The organism is Actinoplanes sp. TFC3, from assembly GCF_001553785.1.
GTDB lineage: Bacteria > Actinomycetota > Actinomycetes > Mycobacteriales > Micromonosporaceae > Actinoplanes.
Window position 1 is genome coordinate 1,011,136 of sequence record NZ_LOJP01000002.1, and the last position, 18,845, is coordinate 1,029,980.

The 18,845-nt window shown below is 67.6% G+C and carries 16 protein-coding genes; 10 read left to right on the forward strand and 6 right to left on the reverse strand.

What is annotated here, in order from left to right:
* Positions 1–8: 8 nt before the first annotated feature.
* The 3 genes from TFC3_RS31775 to TFC3_RS31785 all read right to left on the reverse strand — a co-directional run bounded on the left by TFC3_RS31775 (position 9) and on the right by TFC3_RS31785 (position 2,953).
* Complete coding sequence (locus TFC3_RS31775; RefSeq protein WP_067509320.1) at positions 9–2,003, reverse strand: SPFH domain-containing protein; 1,995 nt, start codon at positions 2,001–2,003, stop codon at positions 9–11.
* 12 nt (positions 2,004–2,015) lie between these two features.
* Positions 2,016–2,558, reverse strand: coding sequence for a hypothetical protein (locus TFC3_RS31780; RefSeq protein ID WP_067509322.1), 543 nt, complete (start codon positions 2,556–2,558; stop codon positions 2,016–2,018).
* A 143-nt stretch (positions 2,559–2,701) separates the two neighbouring features.
* Positions 2,702–2,953: a hypothetical protein gene (locus TFC3_RS31785; protein WP_082772641.1), complete on the reverse strand. Its 252-nt coding sequence runs from the start codon at positions 2,951–2,953 to the stop codon at positions 2,702–2,704.
* A gap of 345 nt (positions 2,954–3,298) precedes the next feature.
* Between TFC3_RS31785 and TFC3_RS31790 the strand changes: the two genes are divergently transcribed.
* From TFC3_RS31790 to TFC3_RS31810, 5 genes are all read left to right on the forward strand, one after another.
* The gene (locus TFC3_RS31790; protein WP_067509326.1) at positions 3,299–4,645 is read left to right on the forward strand and encodes a glycosyltransferase family 2 protein; all 1,347 of its coding nucleotides are present in this window, start codon (positions 3,299–3,301) and stop codon (positions 4,643–4,645) included.
* Between the two features lie 10 nt (positions 4,646–4,655).
* Positions 4,656–5,846: a non-hydrolyzing UDP-N-acetylglucosamine 2-epimerase gene (gene wecB / locus TFC3_RS31795; protein WP_067509328.1), complete on the forward strand. Its 1,191-nt coding sequence runs from the start codon at positions 4,656–4,658 to the stop codon at positions 5,844–5,846.
* Positions 5,846–7,474 carry a DUF2334 domain-containing protein gene (locus tag TFC3_RS31800; protein ID WP_067509330.1) on the forward strand — a complete coding sequence of 543 codons (1,629 nt, stop codon included), beginning with the start codon at positions 5,846–5,848 and terminating at the stop codon, positions 7,472–7,474. The genes wecB and TFC3_RS31800 overlap by 1 nt, the downstream gene beginning before the upstream one ends.
* Position 7,475: 1 nt before the next feature.
* Positions 7,476–7,850 carry a hypothetical protein gene (locus TFC3_RS31805; protein WP_067509332.1) on the forward strand — a complete coding sequence of 125 codons (375 nt, stop codon included), beginning with the start codon at positions 7,476–7,478 and terminating at the stop codon, positions 7,848–7,850.
* A gap of 117 nt (positions 7,851–7,967) precedes the next feature.
* Positions 7,968–9,437, forward strand: coding sequence for a cellulose binding domain-containing protein (locus tag TFC3_RS31810; protein WP_067509937.1), 1,470 nt, complete (start codon positions 7,968–7,970; stop codon positions 9,435–9,437).
* Positions 9,438–9,562: 125 nt separating this feature from the next.
* Here the strand turns inward: TFC3_RS31810 and TFC3_RS31815 are convergent, their stop codons facing one another.
* Positions 9,563–10,162 (reverse strand): TetR/AcrR family transcriptional regulator, encoded by a 600-nt coding sequence (locus TFC3_RS31815; RefSeq protein WP_067509336.1) that lies wholly within the window; start codon positions 10,160–10,162, stop codon positions 9,563–9,565.
* A gap of 105 nt (positions 10,163–10,267) precedes the next feature.
* Between TFC3_RS31815 and TFC3_RS31820 the strand changes: the two genes are divergently transcribed.
* Together TFC3_RS31820 and TFC3_RS31825 are read left to right on the forward strand one after the other, a co-directional pair.
* A complete protein-coding gene (locus TFC3_RS31820) occupies positions 10,268–10,756 on the forward strand; it encodes a MarR family winged helix-turn-helix transcriptional regulator (protein ID WP_067509338.1) in 489 nt (162 codons plus the stop codon).
* Entirely contained in the window at positions 10,753–12,342 is a 1,590-nt protein-coding gene (locus TFC3_RS31825) for an MFS transporter (RefSeq protein ID WP_067509340.1), read from the forward strand. Before TFC3_RS31820 ends, TFC3_RS31825 begins: the two co-directional genes overlap by 4 nt.
* 55 nt (positions 12,343–12,397) lie before the next feature.
* On the opposite strand, the gene TFC3_RS31830 is transcribed toward TFC3_RS31825, so the two are convergent.
* Positions 12,398–13,828, reverse strand: coding sequence for a DHA2 family efflux MFS transporter permease subunit (locus TFC3_RS31830; RefSeq protein ID WP_082772642.1), 1,431 nt, complete (start codon positions 13,826–13,828; stop codon positions 12,398–12,400).
* 80 nt (positions 13,829–13,908) lie between these two features.
* Positions 13,909–14,556, reverse strand: a complete 648-nt coding sequence (locus tag TFC3_RS31835) for a TetR/AcrR family transcriptional regulator (RefSeq protein WP_067509344.1) — start codon at positions 14,554–14,556, stop codon at positions 13,909–13,911.
* 178 nt (positions 14,557–14,734) lie between these two features.
* Between TFC3_RS31835 and TFC3_RS31840 the strand changes: the two genes are divergently transcribed.
* The 3 genes from TFC3_RS31840 to TFC3_RS31850 all read left to right on the forward strand — a co-directional run bounded on the left by TFC3_RS31840 (position 14,735) and on the right by TFC3_RS31850 (position 18,797).
* The gene (locus tag TFC3_RS31840; protein ID WP_067509346.1) at positions 14,735–16,339 is read left to right on the forward strand and encodes a diguanylate cyclase; all 1,605 of its coding nucleotides are present in this window, start codon (positions 14,735–14,737) and stop codon (positions 16,337–16,339) included.
* 128 nt (positions 16,340–16,467) lie between these two features.
* Positions 16,468–17,271: an SAM-dependent methyltransferase gene (locus tag TFC3_RS31845; protein ID WP_082772698.1), complete on the forward strand. Its 804-nt coding sequence runs from the start codon at positions 16,468–16,470 to the stop codon at positions 17,269–17,271.
* 1,289 nt (positions 17,272–18,560) lie between these two features.
* Positions 18,561–18,797, forward strand: a complete 237-nt coding sequence (locus tag TFC3_RS31850) for a DUF397 domain-containing protein (protein ID WP_067509350.1) — start codon at positions 18,561–18,563, stop codon at positions 18,795–18,797.
* Positions 18,798–18,845 lie beyond the last annotated feature (48 nt).

Here is an 18,845-nt window from a genome sequence, read left to right on the forward strand (position 1 = left end):
ATGCGAGGTCAAGAGCGGACGACCTTCCCGTCAGCAAGACCCATTTCCTGGGCCGCGGCCAGCAGTTCCCTCAGCTTGCCGGAATCCTTGTGCCCGGCCTTGATCTGCTGGGTGAGGAACGCCGAGAGGCTCAGGTTGGCGAGGTCGCCGGTGCTGACCGAGCCGACCACCCGGCTCAGGTCGTCGGCGAAGCTGGCCGAGCCGTTCAGGTACTGCGCGCCGAGGCCCTGGACGACGTTCGAGTGCTCGACGAACCCATCGATGCTCTTGCCCAGCGTGATCGAGTTGACCAGCTTGTCGAAGAAGATCGAGTCGCCGCCGACGATGTCGATGTCGGCCTTCTCCAGCCCGGTGGCGATGAGCGTGGCCTGCGCCTCGGCGATTTCCTTGTGCACGTTGATGCCGGCCAGCCGGATCTCCTTCTCGGCCTCCAGGCGCAGCCGGTATTCCTCGTGCTCGCGGGTCGCGTCGTCGAGCGCGGCCATCGCACCGGCCTTCTCCTGCAAACCTTCGGCCTCGCCCTTGAGCTTCTCGCGGATCGCTTCCGCAGCCACCAGCGCCTTCTCGCGTTCCACGGCGGCCTCGGCGCGCCCGGTCTTCTCGATGACCTCGGCGTTGCGCTCGCGCACCTGCACATCGGCCAGGCCCGCGGCGGCCGCGGCGGCCTGCGTGCCCTCGGCCATCCGGATCTTGGCTCGGGCGTCGAGCTCCGCGGTCTGCTGGCGGGCCTCGGCGAGCAGCAGTTCCTCGCGGGCCTTGAACTTCGCGGCGGCCTCGGCGGCTTCCGCGGCCTTGATGTCCTTGACCAGGGCCTCCTGCGCCTCGGCCTCGGCCTGGATGATCACTGCCTGACGGGTACGCTCGGCCTCCTCGACCACGCGCAGCCGCTTGATGTTCTCTTCCTGCTCGGCCACCGTCTTCTCGACCGCGATGCGCTCGCGCACCACCTCGGCGATCGCACGCTTCTCGGCTTCCACCTCTTTGTTCTTGGCGATGGTGGACAGCTCGGTCTCCCGCTCGCGGCCGATCACCTCGAGCATCCGGTCCTTCTCGATGCGCTCGGTCTCGATGGCGATGACCCGCTCGCGGTTCTTCTCGGCGACCGCGATCTCGCGGGCCTGGTTCTCCTTCTGCACCCCGAGCTGCTGCTCGGTACGCAGGTGCGCCCCCTCGGACCGCAGCCGCTCCTCGGCATGGGCCAGGGCGATCTCGGCTTCCTCGCGAGCCCGCATGGTCTCGATCTCGCGGCGCTGCTTGATCTCCGCGTCGGCCTGCCGGCGCTCCAGCTCGAGGATCGCCTCCTTGGCGTCCACGTTCTGCCGGGTGATCTCCTTCTCCTCGTTGCGCCGGAAGTCGTTGGTGCGCACCGATTCGATGGCGGTCAGCTCGGTGATCTTCCGGATGCCCTGGGCGTCGAGGATGTTCTTGGGGTCCAACTGCATCATCGGGGTTTGCTCAAGGAAGTCGATGGCCGCGTCCTCGAGGCTGTAGCCGTTGAGGTCGGTGCCGATCACCTCGATGATCTGGTCCCGGAAGTCGTTGCGCTTGGTGTAGAGGTCGACGAAGTCCAGCTGCTTGCCGACCGTCTTGAGCGCCTCGGAGAACTTGGCGTTGAACAGCTCCTGCAGCGTCGACTCGCTGCTGGCCCGGGTGGTGCCGATGGCCTGCGCGACCTTGATGACGTCCTCGGTGGTCTTGTTGACCCGTACGAAGAACGTGATGCGGATATCGGCGCGGATGTTGTCCCGGCAGATCAGGCCCTCGCGGCCGGTTCGGGAGATCTCGATGGTCTTCACCGAGATGTCCATGATCTCGGACTTGTGCAGCACCGGCAGCACCACCGCGCCGGTGAACGTGACGTCCACCCGGCGCACCTTGGAGACGATGAGCGCCTTGCCCTGTTCGACTTTGCGGAACATCCGGCTGAGGAAGAACAGCACGCCGATCGCGACGAGCACGATGACGGCGAGAAGCACACCGAAGCCGGTGGAGACAACGTCCATGGAGAACTTCCTTTACCTGTTCGCGATGTCCGCAGGAACGATCCAGAAGAATTCGCCGTCGGGATCGACGTCGTAGAGCAGGGCAACCGTGCCGGCACGCAGCTTGTCGTCGCCGGCCTGGCGGACCTGCACGATGGCCGAGGAGCCGTCGGGGGCGTGCACTTCGGCCTGGCCGAACGTGCGGGTCACCCGGCCGGTGCGCACGATGCAGGTCAGCCCGACGAAGTCGGCGCGCGACGGCTCGGCGCCGGTTGGCAGGAACCGTCGCAGCAGCGAAACCGCAACGCGGGCAACGATCCAGGCCAGGATCACCGCTGCGGCGAGGATGACGAAGCCCGGAATCGCGCCGAGCCACTGCGAAGCGGCAAGGGTGGCGAACCAGGCGACGGTGATGAGGATGGAGAGGGGAATGGCGCCCCACCCCACGAGCGGGAACTCATCGCCGGGGTCCGCACCGCCGGCGATGACGACCAACCAGTAACCGATGACGACAACCAGAAGCGGGGTCAGGATGACGGTGGGGAAGCTGAGGACAGCCTCGAAGAACCCACCCATGAATCAGCCCCGCCCCCGTGACGCTTTTCGTCGCTGCGCGTATGCGAGCAACCCTTGCTGTGACGTCGATGATGACAGGACAGCGCAACACCGAACCTCCCCCATCAGGGCAGGTATTGATCACGCAGGCAGATCCGGACGGCTCAGTCGTCGGTGAGGGCGAGGGTGTCCGGAAGGTCGAGCAGGACGTCCTTGCGGTCCGGGTCCTTGGTCGCGTCGGCCAGTTCCTCGATGTAGTCGAGGAGTTCGTCGCGGTCGGCGTCGGAGAGATCCTCGAGCGCCGCGGCAAGATCGTCGAGCAGCGTGGTCGCCGTTTCCGGGTCGATCTCGTCGTCACTGGTGAGGTCGATCGACACCGCCAGGTCAATCAAGGCGCGCAGCAGGATCCGGTTCACGCGAGCAGCATAGTCCTCACGCAGAGTTACTCGCAGCCAGCACCGGGTCGCCATACCGCCTCAACGGTCGACCTCACGATGCGTCACTGAATCTTTGCCTGCCGGAAGGCATTGGGCATCGCTGCGCCGTTTGTCCTCACCCCTCGTAACCCTGCCGTTTGCCGCTTTTTACCGTCTTTACGACGCCTGAGATGTCTGGGTTAGGCCATTTGGTCAGTTCGCCTGAGACCTCCGGTCCGCGGCCTTGAATCACGCTCGGTAGCGACCTAATGTCCAGATACGTCCGGCGACGCGGCAAGAGTGACGACGCTGACGACACGATCTGTGACGAGGGGAGGGCGAGCCATGACTGCCTCGGACAGCTGGTTGCTGGTGATCTCCGGATACGCGGTGCTGCTCGCCTGGCCCGTCTCCACGGTCGCGCTGGTCACTTTCGCGGTGCGGTACATGGCCTCGCACCGCCGCAAGGTGGTCGACCGGTCGCTGGTGCGCGGCGACGCCACCCCGCAACACTTCTGGATCATCGTGCCGGCGCTGAACGAGGAGGTCGTGGTCGGCAACACCGTCGCCGCGGCGCTCACGCTCGGCGGTCCCGGCGGCACGCTGGCCCGGGTGCTCGTGGTGGACGACGGCTCCGATGACCGCACGCCTGAGGTGCTCGCCGCCATCGACCACCCCCGGCTCACCGTACTGCGCCGCAACCTGCCCGAGGCACGCAAGGGCAAGGGCGAGGCGCTCAACGCCGCATACCGCTACATCGCCGAGCGCACCGCCGAGGCCGGTATCAGCCCCGAGCGGGTCGTGGTCGGCATCATCGACGGCGACGGGCAGGGCAGCAGCAACATCCTGCTCGAGGTCTCGCGGATGATGCGCGACCCGCAGATCGGCGCGGTGCAGGTGCAGGTGCGCATCCGCAACCGCAACAAGCTGCTCGGCGCGGTGCAGGACCTCGAGTTCGGGGCGATCGTCAACGCCTGCCAGAGCCTGCGCGACACCATCGACACCGTCGGGCTCGGTGGCAACGGCCAGTTCACCCGCCTGTCCGCGTTGCTGGCTCTCGGCGACGCGCCCTGGTCGGCGTGCCTGGTCGAGGATCTGGAACTCGGCCTGCGCATGCACCTCGGCGGGGTCGGCATCCGCTACACCTCCCGCGCCACCGTCACCCAGCAGGCCGTCGTCGACCTGCGCCGGCTCACCCGCCAGCGCACCCGGTGGGCCCAGGGCAACCTGCAGTGCGCCCGCTACCTGCGCAAGCTGGCGGGCTCCAAGCGGATCGGCCTGACCTCGCTGCTGGAGATGTTCCACTACCTGGTCTCGCCTTGGCTCAACGCGCTGGTCACCGCGGGCCTGCTCGGCGGTGTCCTCACCGGAGCGACCGGCCTGGCGCTGGGCCACCCGATGCCCTACCTGCGCTCCTGGGAAGCCCTGGCCACCAGCGGCGAGCTGTGGTTCGCCGTCACGTTCTTCCCTGGGTTCATCTGGGCGCTCGTGCACCGCTACCGGCTGCGCGACGAGAGCCTGCGCCGGCTGCTCGTCGCGGCTGTCGCGTACCCCGTCTTCCTGCTCCTCGGTCTGGTTGCCACCTACCGCGCCTTCGCCCGCCAGGCGAGCGGCCGGCAGAGCTGGGCCAAAACCGAACGGCTCGCTGAAGAGCCGCTCGACGTACCGCTCCCCCTCGCCCTAGCTGCCTAGAGGATCCCCCATGTCGCTCCCCGAAGTGCACCTGATCGGCGGCACCCGCCCCGAGGCCGTCAAGCTCGCTCCCGTGGTGCTGGCGCTGCGCGAGGCCGGCCTGCTCTCCCCGGTGCTGGTCGCCAGCGGTCAGCACCCCACCATGGTTGGCCAGGCGCTCACCGCGTTCGGGCTGGAACCCGATGTCACGCTGAGCGTCGAGCGGGGCACCGGCAGCCAGGCCGAGCTGCTCACCGAGCTGATCCGGCAGCTCGACACCCTGTGGACCACTCGCACCCCGGCCGCCGTGATCGTGCAGGGCGACACCACCACCAGCCTGGCCGGCGCGCTCGCCGCGTTCTGGCGGCGGATCCCGGTCGTGCACCTGGAGGCCGGGCTGCGCTCCGGCGACCTCGACTCGCCGTTCCCGGAGGAGGCCAACCGGCGGCTCGTGGCCCAGGTCGCGGCGCTGCACCTGGCCCCCACCCCACTGGCCGCGATGAACCTGCTGGACGAGAACATCGCCACCGGCGACGTGCTGGTCACCGGCAACACCGTGGTAGACGCCACGCTCGCGGTGGCCCGGCGCAAGATGCCGTTCGAGAACGCCGCCCTGGCCGCCGCCCGCACCAACTCGCCGAACCGGCTGGTGGTGGTCACCGCGCACCGCCGCGAATCGTGGGGTGCCCCGCTGCACCGCATCCTGACCGCCGTCCGCGAGCTGGTCGAGCGCTACGACGACATCGACGTGGTGCTGCCCAGCCACCCCAACCCCGAGGTGCGCGCGCAGGTGGAGGCCGACCTCGGCAGCGTCGAGCGGGTCACCATCACCGACCCGCTGCCCTACCCGGACCTGTCGCGGCTGCTCTCCGAGGCCTACCTGGTGCTCACCGACTCGGGCGGCATCCAGGAGGAAGCACCGTCGTTCGGCGTACCGGCGCTGGTGCTGCGCGAGGTCACCGAACGCGTCGAGTCGTTGGACGCCGGCTGCGCCAAGCTCGTAGGCTCGAACCCGGAGCTGATCGTCAAGGAGGCGGCCGCGCTGCTGGACAGCAGGGTGCGCCGCGATGCGATGACCGCTGGCGGAAACCCGTACGGCGACGGCCTTGCAGCCCGCCGTACCGCCCAGGCCACCGCCGCGCTGCTCGGGCTGGCCGAGTCGCCCGAACCCATGCCCGCGCTCGAATCCCCCGCCGCTGTCACGTACGGAGCGTCCCTCTGATGCGTATCCCCGCGTTCTCCCGCCGCGCGATTCTCGGTGCCGGTGTTGCCCTCACCGCCACGGCCGCCCTGGGCGTCGGTGTCATGAACGCCGACGCCGCTACCACCACCGCGGCGCCGGCCGTGACCAAGTCGGGCAAGGCGGCTCCGGGCGGTGGCACCGCGAAGACGCTCGTGCTCTACGACACCACCGGTGACTACGGCTGGATGGGCGAGGTCTACGCCACGCAGACGGCGAACCTGGCGTCGCACTTCGGCTCGTGGACCGCGGCGCCGGTGGCGGGGTACAAGGCCGGCGACCTGAGTTCGTACACCTCGATCGTTTATGTCGGATCCACCTATGACGAAGCGTTGCCGCCGGCGTTCCTTGACGACATCATGCGGACCACCAAGCCGGTGACCTGGGTGTTCGACAACATCTGGCAGCTGACCGCCAAGGACCCCACGTTTGCGGCCACGCACGGCTTCACCAGCGGCGCGCTCGATTTCGCCGACGTGTCCGAGGTGGACTACAAGGGCAAGAAGCTGACCCGCGACACCACCGGTAAGTCCGGCATCATGAACCTCTCGGTGTCCGACCCGTCGAAGGTCAAGACCTTGGCTTCCGCGGTACGACCGGACGGCACCACCTTCCCCTGGGCCGTGCAGTCCGCCAACTTCACGTACGTCGGCGAGATCCCGTTCACCTACGTCACCCACGACGACCGCTACCTGGCCTTCGCCGACCTGCTCTTCGACTCCCTCGGCGACACCGGTGTCTCCCGCGAGCGCCACCGCGGCCTGGTTCGCATCGAGGACGTCGGCCCGGACTCCGACCCCGACGAGCTCAAGGCGGTCGCCGACTACCTGTACTCGCAGAAGGTGCCGTTCAGCGTGGCCGTGTACCCGCGCTACCGCGACCCCAAGGGCGTGCAGAACGGCAAAGCGCAGGACTACACACTGGTCAACAAGCCAAAGGTGGTGTCGGCGCTGAAGTACCTGCAGCAGCGCGGCGGCACCCTGATCATGCACGGCTACACCCACCAGTTCGGCGCCGTCGCCAACCCGTACGACGGCCAGAGCGCCAACGACTTCGAGTTCTACAGCGCCCACGTCGACTCGGCGAACAACGTGATCTACGACGGCCCGGTCCCGGGGGATTCCGCGGCGTACACCACCGCCCGCATCGCCGCCTCCGGGCTGACGTTCGCGCTGGCCGGCCTCGGTGTGCCCAGCACGTTCGAGCCCCCGCACTACGCCGCCAGCGCGGTGGACTACCAGGCCATCAACTCGGTCATGGGTAAGCGCTACGACCGCGGCCTGTACTTCCCCGGTGTGCTGACCGGTGCCAAGTTCGACTACTCGCGCCAGTTCGGTCAGTTCTTTCCGTACGCTGTGCGCGACGTCTACGGCTCGGTGGTCATCCCGGAGAACATCGGCAACGTGGAACCCGACGCGTTCAACAACCACCCGGCCCGGCTGCCCGCCGACCTGCTCGCCTCGGCCGAGCGCAACCTGGTCGTCCGCGACGGCGTAGCCAGCTTCTTCTACCACCCTTACCTCGGCACCGACTACCTGAAGACGCTGGTCACCGGCATCAAGGCGCAGGGCTACACCTTTGTCACCGGCGACTCGATGGTGGCGAACTGACATGCCGGCCAAAGAGGTCACCGCCTTCTACGCGCAGTCCTGGATCAACCGGGACAGCGGCGCGGCCCGCCGGGTCATCGCCCCCGACGCCGAGATCGCCTGGAACCTCACCCAGCCGGTGGACGATGAGGAGCTGCTGGACGTGCTGGGCCGCATCGCCGCATTCGCCGACGCGATCACGATCGTGTCGGTGAACTGTGCCGGCGAGCGTGCCACGCTCATCTACGACTGCGCAGGCCCGTTCGGTACGGCCCGGGTTGCCGAGTTCCTCACCGTCGCCGACGGGCAGATCAGCGACCTCCGGCAGGTCTGGGACGTGGTGGCCCTGCGCCGCTACTTCCCGGGCCTGCTGGACGACGAGGATGACTTACCGTAGTCGGACCAGGTCCATGTGCGACTTGAACCAGACTTAAGGAAACTGGCAGAACTCTTTAAGCCACCCAGGAACACGATCACTAGTGAACGTACCGCCCCCATGATCGGAGTCCTGCCCATGTCACGTCGACGTCTGCGTTTGGCCATCTACACGGGAGCCGCTGCGCTCGCCGTTGGCGGAGGTGCGATCGCCGCGGTTGCGGCCACCGGACCGACGACGAAGGCCACGGGCGGACTGACGGCGACGTTCTCCAAGGACTCCGACTGGGGCTCGGGCTACCAGGGCAAGTACACGATCAAGAACACCGGCAGCGCCGCCGTCTCGGGCTGGCAGCTGCAGTTCGGCCTGCCGGGCAGCGCGAAGCTCAGCAGCAGTTGGGAAGCCACGGTCACCACCTCGGGTGGCACGTCGACCGCGAAGGACAAGGGCTACAACGCCACCATCGCGGCCGGTGCCACCACCGAGTTCGGGTTCATCGTGAACGGCAGCGGCGCCCCGACGAGCTGCACGATCAACGGCGCGTCCTGCACCGGCGGCGGATCGGTGCCCACCACGGCCCCGACGACCGCGCCCACCACCAAGGTGCCGACCACCGCACCCACCACGGCGCCGACCACCGCACCGACAACGGCTCCCACGACCAAGCCGCCGACCACCGCGCCGACCACCACCCCGCCCACGTCCGGCGGCGGTAGCGGTAGCGGCAGTGGGGTGCTCGTGGCTCCGTACGTGGACATGGGTCTGCTCTCGAACGGCAGCACCACGCTTTCCCAGCTCGCGTCGAGCGGCAACGTCAAGTCCTACTCGCTGGCGTTCGTCACCAGCGTCGGCTGCAAGGCAAGCTGGTTCAACGCCTTCGACCCGCGCTCCAAGCAGTTCGGCGACCAGATCGACGCGCTGCGCGCAGCCGGCGGCGACGTGAAGGTGTCCTTCGGTGGCGCGACCGGCATCGAGCTGGCCCAGGCGTGCACCGACGTCAAGGCGCTGCAGGCCGAGTACCAGGCCGTGGTGGACGCGTACAAGCTGAAGTACATCGACCTCGACATCGAGGGCGCCGCGGTGGCCGACCCGACCACGATCGCCCGCCGCTCGACCGCGCTCGCCGCGCTGCAGAAGGCCAACCCCGGCCTGAAGATCTCGCTGACCCTGCCGGTGCTGCCCGAGGGCCTGACCAACGACGGCCTCAACGTGGTCAAGTCGGCCAAGAACGCCGGCGTCAACCTCGACCTGGTCAACATCATGGCGATGGACTACGGCCGCTCCGGTCAGGACTACGGCGACCTGGCGATCCAGGCCGTGACCTCGACCAAGAACCAGATCAAGTCGATCTACGGCAACAGCGACGCGGCCGCGTTCAAGATGGTCGGCGTGACCCCGATGCTCGGCAAGAACGACGACAGCGGCACCTTCACCCAGTCCGACGCCAAGGACCTGGTCGCCTTCGCCAACACCAACCACATCGGGTTCGTCTCCTTCTGGGAGGTCAACCGCGACAAGAACGCGTGCAACGGCGCGCTGTTCCAGTGCACCAACATCAGCCAGACGCCGTTCGAGTTCTCCAAGATCTTCGCTGGCTTCAAGGGCTAGACAAAAGCTTCGTCCCCCAACGAAGTAACACCCGGGCTCCGTCCCCCAGCGGAGCCACCATCCCCACCGGAACGCGGCGTCAGGAAGCACCCCTCCTGGCGCCGCGTTCCCCTTTTCCGTGGCGGTTAGGCGAACCCGCGGCCGACCTCGACCAGCGTGCGCCGGGCCAGCTCGGGCAGCGGCGTCTCGTCGGGGCGTTCCAGCCACAGGTGCAGGGCCACCCGCATCGCCGTCATGTAGGTCGCGGCCATCAGCCGGGCTCGCATCGCCGGGGCATCATCGGCGGCGAGCCGGTCGGCCAGCGCCCCGGCCAGCTCTTCTTCCAGCGTGGCGAACGTGCTGACCTGCAGCGCGAGCAGCGAGGGCTCGGTGCGCAGCAGCCGGGTCTGGGCCACCCAGTGCGGGTCCAGGTCACCGATCTTGCCGTACAGCTCCTCGGCCGAGCGGCTCAGCGCCGCCCACGGGGCCTCACCGGGCGGGCGCGAGCGCACCACCTCGATCAGCGTTCCCATCCGCAGCCGGTCGCCATAGAGCAGCGCCTCTTCCTTGTTGGCGAAGTAGTTGGAGAATGTCCGCCGGGACACCCCCGCCTCATCCGCCACCGCCTCGACCGTGATCTTGCCAGCACCGTGCTCGATGGCCAGCCGGACCGCAGCCTCGTGCAGGGCTTGCCGGGTGGCCACCTTCTTGCGTTCCCGCAGGCCGAGCTCAGGCGCCGTAATCATGTGCCGATGGTAGTCAGCGTGTGATTCAGTTCGCAATGGGCAAACTTGCACTCTGGGCAACTTTGATGGATAGTTGTATGTGGCAAACATTCCTGAGGAGGTCCCATGGTTGACGACGACGCCGCTGTGGCCCGTCGCGAACTGCTGACCACCATCGGGGAGACGCTGAAGGCGGTCCGGCTGTTCAAGAACGGCATGCCGGTCCACCACTCCGCCGTCCCCGCCGGCACCCTGCAGTTGCTGGCCGCGATCGACCGGATGAGCCCCGGCACCGATTCGGCCTGTCATCTCAAGGACCTGGCCGTGCACAGTTCGCTCGACCCGTCCACCGTCAGCCGGTCAGTGGCCGCCCTGGTCAAGTCCGGCCTGGTCGAACGCACTGCGGATCCCGCAGACGGGCGCGCCAGCGTGCTGACCGTGACCCCGCATGGGCGCGAAACGCTCAACGAGGTCATGGGCTGGGCCACCGACAACCTGGCCGACGTCTTGCGCGACTGGACCCGTCAGGACCTCGCTGCTTTCACCTCGTTGATGCAGCGCTTTGCCACAGACCTCAAATCCCGTTACGACACCTCGCTGGAGGCCGCGCGATGAGCGCACCCACCACCACGCGCGCCGAGTCGGACGCGATGAGCCACCGCCAGATCCTGGAAGCCCTCAGTGGTCTCCTGCTGGCCCTGTTCGTCGCCATGTCCAGCGCCACCATCGTCTCCACCGCGCTGCCGACGATCATCGGATCGCTCAACGGCAGCCAGAACCAGTACACCTGGGTCGTCACCGCCACGCTGCTGACCAGCACGGCAACCACCCCGATCTGGGGCAAGCTCTCCGACCTCTACAGCAAGAAGCTGCTGGTCCAGCTCTCGATCATCATCTACGTGGCCGGCTCCATCGTGGCCGGCTTCTCGCAGAGCGCCGGTGAGCTGATCGCCGCCCGCGCGTTCCAGGGCATCGGCCTCGGCGGCGTCCAGGCGCTGGTGCAGGTGGCCATCGCCGCGATGATCCCGCCCCGCGAACGCGGTCGCTACAACGGTTACCTCGGTGGTGTGCTCGCCCTGGCCACGGTCGGCGGCCCGCTGCTCGGCGGCGTCATCGTCGACTCCCCGCTGGGCTGGCGCTGGTGCTTCTTCGCCGGTGCTCCCGTCGCGGTCCTCGCGCTGATCGTGCTGCAACGCACGCTGCACCTGCCCGTCTTCAAGCGGGACAACGTCAAGATTGACTATGCCGGTGCCGGCCTGATCGCCGTCGGCGTCAGCCTGCTGCTCATCTGGATCTCGTTCGTCGACAGCTCGTTCGCCTGGATCTCCTGGCAGACCTTCGCCATGGTCATCCCGAGCCTGCTGATCCTCGCGGCCGCCGTCTGGGTGGAGTCGCGGGTCGCCGAGCCGGTCGTCCCGCTGCCGATCGTCAAGCAGCGCAACACCGCGCTGGCCATCGTGGCCAGCCTGGCCGTCGGCATGGCGATGTTCGGTGGTTCGGTCTTCCTGGGTCAGTACTTCCAGATCGGCCGCGGCTACAGCCCGACCGAGGCCGGCCTGCTCACCATCCCGATGATGGGTGGCCTGCTCCTCTCGTCGACCATCTCGGGCCGAATGATCACCAAGTCCGGCAAGATCAAGCCGTACATCCTGGTCGGCACGGTGGTGCTGGTCGCCGGCTTCGCGATGCTCGCCTTCATGGACCACCGGACGCCGCTCTGGTTCCTCTGGACCGGCATGCTGCTGGTCGGCATCGGCGTGGGTATGTCGATGCAGAACCTGGTGCTCGCGGTGCAGAACTCGGTTGCCCTCAAGGACATCGGCGCGGCCAGCTCAACCATCGCGTTCTTCCGCTCGCTGGGTGGCACGATCGGCGTCTCGGTGCTCGGCGCCGTCTTGGCCCACCGGGTCACCGATTCCATCACCAGCCAGCTCGCCGCCTCGGGGGCCCCGGCCGGATCGGGCAGTGGCAGCGTCAGCGCCCTCAACCTGTCGAGCCTGCCGGACGCGTTCCAGCACATCATCCGGGCCGCGTACGGCGACGCCACCGGTCACATCTTCCTGATCTCCGCGATCATCGCGGTGGTCGGCGTGGTCGCCTCGCTCTTCTTCAGGAACATCACCCTGCGCGCCACGGTTGATCTCGCGAAGACCGCCGAGGCGCCGGCGGAGGCCGTACCGGCCGAGGCCGTCAACCGGTAAACAGGTCGTGGAAAAGTGCTGCCCGGGTGCGCCTGCACCCGGGCAGCCCTGCGTTTCAGGCCGCGACCGCCGCTTCGGCCATCTGCTCCGAGGTGGGATGCAGGCGCGGTGCGGCAAGTGCGGTCAGGATGTTGGCTGCTGCGAAGATTGCCGCCAGCAGCAAGCCCCGCTCGAAGCCGCCGACCAGCGCGTCCTGCGGATTCGAACCGGCCGCGAGCAGGCCCTGCACATGCGAGGTCGACAGCGTCGTGATGACCGCCAGCCCGACCGCGCCGCCGACCTGGTAACCCGCGTTCACCACGCCCGACGCCGCGCCCGCCTGCTCGTGGCGCACGTCGGAGACCGCGGCGATCGAGGCCGGCGTACCGACCGCGATGATGCCGATGCCGAACAGCACCAGGCCGGGCAGGATCGAGGTGACGTAGGAACTGGTGGCGTCGGCCCGGGAGAGCAGCAGCAGCCCGACGATGCTCAGCGCGGCGGCTCCAATCTGCACCGGCTTCGTGCCGAACCGGGTGACCAGTTGCGAGGACAGCACCGCGCTGGCAATGGCCGCGAACCCCATCGGCAGGAATTCCAGGCCGGTTTCGAGCGCGGTAAGACCCCGGACCTGCTGCAGGAAGATCGCGGTGAGGAAGAACATCGCGAGGAAGGCCGCGCCGTTGAGCGCCAGGGCCAGCATCGACGTGGTCAGGCTCCGGGACTTGAACAGCGTCAGCGGTACGAGCGGAGCAGCGGATCGGGCTTCTACCCGTACGAAGGCAGTCAGCATTGCCGCCCCACCCACCAGCAGCGCGATGACCTCGAAGGACGACCACCCCAGGGGTTCCGCCCGGATCACGCCCAGCACGATCGCCAGCAGACCACCTGTGCTCAGCAGAGCCCCGGCTATATCGAAGGTGCGCCGCCCGGTTGTGGTCGTGCGGCTCTCGGCCACGATCATCGGCACGATGACCGCCAGTACCACCGCGAACGGCACGTTGACCAGGAAGATCCAGCGCCACGACAGCGAGTCGACCAGCAGCCCACCGGCGATGACCCCCAGCGTGCCACCGAGCCCGGCCAGCCCACCCCACACGCCCATCGCGATGTTGCGGTCACGGCCCTGCGCAAACGTCACCGTGAGGATGGCGAACGCCGCCGGGGAGAGCAGCGCCCCGCCCAGACCCTGCACCGCCCGCAGCACGATCAGCTGCTCAGGGGGCTGCGCCAGCCCGGCCAGCAACGAGGTGACCCCGAAGACCAGCAGGCCGATCACGAACAAGCGGCGGCGCCCGAGCAAGTCGGCAACCCGTCCGCCAAGCAGCAGGAAACCGCCGAACAGCAGCGTGTACGCACTGACTACCCATTGCAGCCCGGAGGCGCTGAACGCCAAGTCCTGCTGAATGCTCGGCAGCGCCACGTTCACGATCGTCACGTCCAGCACGACCATGAACTGGGCCACCGCCAGCACGGCCAAGGTTGCCCACGGATTTCGTTGCACCACGTCTCGCCTCCCCTATGCGTTGTACATGTACACCGTATATGTACGCCGTAGAGGAACGTCAAGAGATGTGATCCATGTCGTCAGCGCAGCGCGCGCACGCCCTGGACCAGCAGATCCAGGTTCAGCTCGAAGTAGTCGTCTTGACCAAAGCAATTCACCAGGTCCGGTGCGGCGGCGATGACCCGGGGATAGCGCTCCGGCGACAACGCTTCGAGCAACGCCTTCTTCTGGCGTACCAGATGCTCCTGGTCCTCGGGTTCGGGCCGGTTCGTGAATTCCGCCGCGACCAGCGAGATCACCGAACAGAGCAGGAACGTCGCGGCATTGGCCGAGCGATGCGGATCGAGACCGGCCCGGGACAACAGTTCCAGCACGCGCTCGGCGAGCTTGAGGCCCGGCTCGGCATTGAGCACCCGGCGCATCGCCAGGCCCGCGGCCGGCGGGTGGGGGCGCAGCGCGGCCAGGATCGCCCCGAGGATGGCCCGCAACTGCACGTCCCACGGCTCCTCGGTGGGCTCGGGCAGATCGACCGAGGTGATCAGGTGCTCGGCCATCGCGTCGAGCAAGCTGTCCTTGTCATTGAAGTGCCAGTACATGGCCATCGGGGTGACGCCGTTCTCCTGGGCCAGCCGCCGGATGGTCACCGCCTCGAGCCCCTCGGCGTCGGCGAGGTCCATCGCGCAGCCGATCAGCGTGTCCCGACTCAGACGAACGCTCCGCTTGGCCATCCCGCAACTGTACGACGTACACCCGGTGCGACGACTGCTCGGCGCGAGATGGATCACGCCCGCCACTATGGGGTCATCTGTTCACACACCGCTAACCTTCGAAAACGGAGCGCATTGTTCTTCAGCGGGGGCGGGACTTGACGATGAAACGCGGTGAGACCGAGGGGAGAGTGGGCCGATGAACGCGCACGCCAGCGTTGCCGAGCAGCTGTCCGCTGCCCTGACCGAGCTTGAGGACCAGTATCTGTGGGACGCCGACTCGTCCTATGACGCGGCCGTCGAGATCGAGCGGCAGGCCCAGGAGCTGGGCGACGATCGGCTCATCACCCGGGCCCGGCTGTGCCAGGCCAACATGCTGATGCGTAACGGCGACGTGGCCGCGGCGGCGAACCAGATCTGGGCCATCCACCGCTGGGCCGCCGACCACGACGACCACGTCCTGCAGGCGCGCACCCACCTGGTCTGGGGCAACATCCACCGCCACCTCGGCGATGCCGCGAAGAGCCTCGAGCACTGCGTGCTGGCCGTCGAGCTGATGGACGAGACAGCCACCGCATACATGCACGTCTGGCACCGCACCAAGCTGGCCGACGCGCTCGGTGCGGCCGGCTCCTTGGACGACGCCCGGGTGCGCTACGCCCAGGCGATCCACCTGGGCGAGGAACTCAACCTCCCCTCGCTGCTGCTCGGGGTTTTGAACAACTGGGCCTACACCGAACTCGCCGCCGGTGAGCAGAAGCTGGCCCAGGAAGTCACCGATCAGCTCCAGCAATTCGCCACTCAACATGACCTCGTGCTCGACCCGGCCGCGCTGGACACCATCGGCTCGATCGAAATCGAGAACGGCAACTACCAGGAGGCGGAAGACCTGCTGCTGGAGGCCGTCCGCCGGCACCTGATAGGCAACTATGAGGACGCCGACGCCCTGGCCGAGTACAAGCTGACGCTGGCCCGCGCCCAGCGTTTTCTCGAAGCGCACAACCGTGCCCAGGCCAGCCTCGACGAATCCCGCGCGCTGTGCCGGGAACGCGCCCTGGGCGAGGTCATGGTCCGCGTTCACCAGGAACAAGCCGAACTCCACGCCGCCCGTGGCGAGTACGCCGAAGCCTTCGCCGTCCACAAAGTCTTCTTCGCCGCCCACAACCGGCTGCACTCGTCGCAGCGCGAAGCCCAGGCCCGCACCCGCCAAGCCATGTTCGAAACGGCCGAAGCGCGCCAGGAAGCCGAGCGCTTCCGCGAACAGGCCCGCCGCGACCCGCTGACCGGCCTGCGCAACCGCCGCTACCTGGACGAGCAACTGCCGGAGATGATCGCCGGCTGCCCCGACCTGACGGTGGCAATCGTCGACCTGGACCACTTCAAGCGCGTCAACGACCAGCTGTCCCACGACGTCGGCGACCAGGTTCTGATCCAGGTAGCCAAGCTGCTGGAGACCGAACTGGCAGCGGTGACAACGGACGGCTTCGCGGCCCGCATGGGTGGCGAGGAGTTCCTGCTGACCCTGCCCGGCATGAACGTGACCCGGGCGGCACCGCAGCTCGACGGGATCCGGGCCGCGGTCTCGTCGTACGACTGGTCGGAGCTTACCCACGGCCTACCTGTGACCGTCAGCATCGGCGTGGCCGACCTGACCGACGCCAGCGAACCGACTCAGGCTGCTTTGCTCTCCATCGCCGACCGGAACCTGTACGTCGCCAAGCACGCTGGGCGCGACCGGGTGGTTGCGGGGACGAGCCTTGATGGGCGGCATCGGTCGTACCGGAGTGGGGCCACCGCGGCCTGAGGGTCTTTCCTGGCCCCTCATCCTCCTTTTGGCGCCCCGCCTTTCTGACGGACTGCGGGTCTGAAAACGATCATCGCGCGCGGCTACGCTGAGCCCTTTCGTCGTGGCTTTCGCAAGGGATGGCCGGCATGGAAGTCAATCCGTACCTGCCGCACTCGGCCCGCATCTATGACTACTGGCTGGGTGGGAAGGACAACTTCGCTGCGGATCGGCAGGTTGGTGAGGCCATGCTGCGGGCCATCCCGACCTTGCGTCTGATGGCCTCGGCGAATCGCACGTTCATGCACCGAGTGGTCCGCGCGCTGGTCAACAGCGAGGGCATCCGCCAGTTTCTCGACATCGGCACCGGCATCCCGACCCGGCCCAACCTGCACGATGTGGCCCAGCAGACCGCGCCCGACACCCGGGTGGTCTATGTGGACAACGATCCCATCGTGCTCGTCCACGCTCGGGCGCTCATGGTGAGCAACGTACAGGGCCGATCTGAGTACGTCGCCGCCGACCTCCGGCAGCCGGAAACGATTCTGACCGAAAAGGTTCTGCGGGAGACGCTCGATTTGGGGCAGCCGATAGGGCTCACGATGATTGCGATCCTCATGCTGCTGGCCGATGAGGAGAACCCGTGGGCGCAGGTGGCTCACCTACGCGACGCGATGCCGCCCGGCAGCGTTCTCGCGATCACCCATCCCACTGCGGACTTCAATCCGGATGCGGTGGGTGAGGCGGTGGCGGCTGCGCGGGGGGCAGGAATGACGTTGGTTCCCCGTACGAAGGAAGAAATCGCGCGGTTCTTCGGCGACTGGGAGTTGCTCGACCCGGGTCTCGTCCCGGTGCCCGCCTGGCGCCCGGAGAAGCCGGTGAAAGATGCCGAGTCGACCTACTACTGGGCCGGTGCAGCTCGCAAGCCGATCACCACGAATCCCAGGGAATGACCTCCTGGGGATGGTTCAGCAGGGCTGGTGCGGCGTGTCCGGTTTTGATTTACCCACTCACGCAGAATGAAGGGGTCGGACGGCTGCTTTTGCGCCGCCAGGCGCCTGGCCGGCCGGGCCCGGCCTCGACGGGAGTTGCGGTCTGCACCCTGCAACCAGGTACGACAGCTAGATCTTCATCTGGGAAATGCACGGCGGGGCAGAAGCCGCAAAGCCAGCCGGCCGAGCGATCCAGCACGGGGGAACCGGACCGCCCGGCCGGGGTCCGGGCTGCGCGCCACGGAGCTCCGATCGGTGATGTCGCAACTACCGCGCCGTGAACGGGAGCTGGGCGCACTTTGAGCGACGCCGTGAACGGCGCCGCTCTTTCCTGCTATGACGCTTTCAGGGGCGAAGGCGGGGTCTCCTACGCATCGGAGGGTGCGGAAGTCTGCCCGCACGCACCAGTACTTGCCTTACTTGTCCCGCTTCGCCCGTGCGGTTTTCGATTACTGTGCCGGACACTTCGAGCCACGTGTCTCCTTCGTAGGGGATCGGCTTGCCCCATTCGACCCAGTTCAGGCGGAGGGCCAACGGGCCGATGCCGTAGCAGTAGTCGGTTTCCTCGAAGACGTGTACCGGCCAGCGGGCGACGCTGAGCTGCAACCGTCCACGGCGGATGACCGGCGACCCAGGGGCCCACCAACGCGAGCCGGCAGGCAAGCGACGGCGCGCGCAGTGGACATGCTCAGTTACTCGCGTGGGGATCACCCCCGTCATCGTCGAACGCAGCACCCGGCGAGGAACCCGACCCAGCCGGAGCGTCTGGCCACGGCGAAGGCGAAAGGCCGGCTCCCGAAGAAGGACCATCCTTGCGGGTCAGCGCATGCCGCACCCCGCCGAAGCGATGCGACACCGTAGTAGCGCGAGTTGATGCCGCCTGCATTCCGTCAGTGCGCTGCTCGTCGCGGTAGACCAGGGCCGGGTTGCCGCGGCGCTGGGGGTCGGTGGCTTCAGGGTCGGTGGGTTCCCAGGGCTCGGGCCGGATGTTCGGGACCGGCATGCGTTTCCTCCGCTCGGACGCTCCCGCCAGAGAGCCTCGCGTCAGGGGCCGCCGAGGCCATTCCGCGACCGACCCGTCACTCAAAGATGTCACCCTCCGTGACCCCCACCGAGTGGGGTACGTGCGTTATCATGCTCACAATCATGTGAGAACGCAAGGCCGGATGCACGTGCATTTGCACAACAGACTGCCGCGCGTGACACACATCGCCGGTCTTCGGACCGGTCTCACCGTTAGGGAGCCAAGAATGACGCGCATTTTCAACGGCATGCCCGCCGGGCAGCTGCAGGATGCGACCTGGCGAAAGAGTGGCCGGAGCAACCCGAGCGGCAATTGCGTCGAGTGCGCCACCCTGCCGGATGGCAGCGTCGCGTTCCGGAATTCCCGTGACCCGGAGGGCCCGGCTCTGATTTACACGCCAGCGGAGATCGAGGCTTTCCTCGGCGGCGTGCGCGATGGGGATTTCGACTACCTGCTCGGGTGACACGCATCCGTCAAAAGGGTGTCACCCGATTGAATTAATCACTGAGAG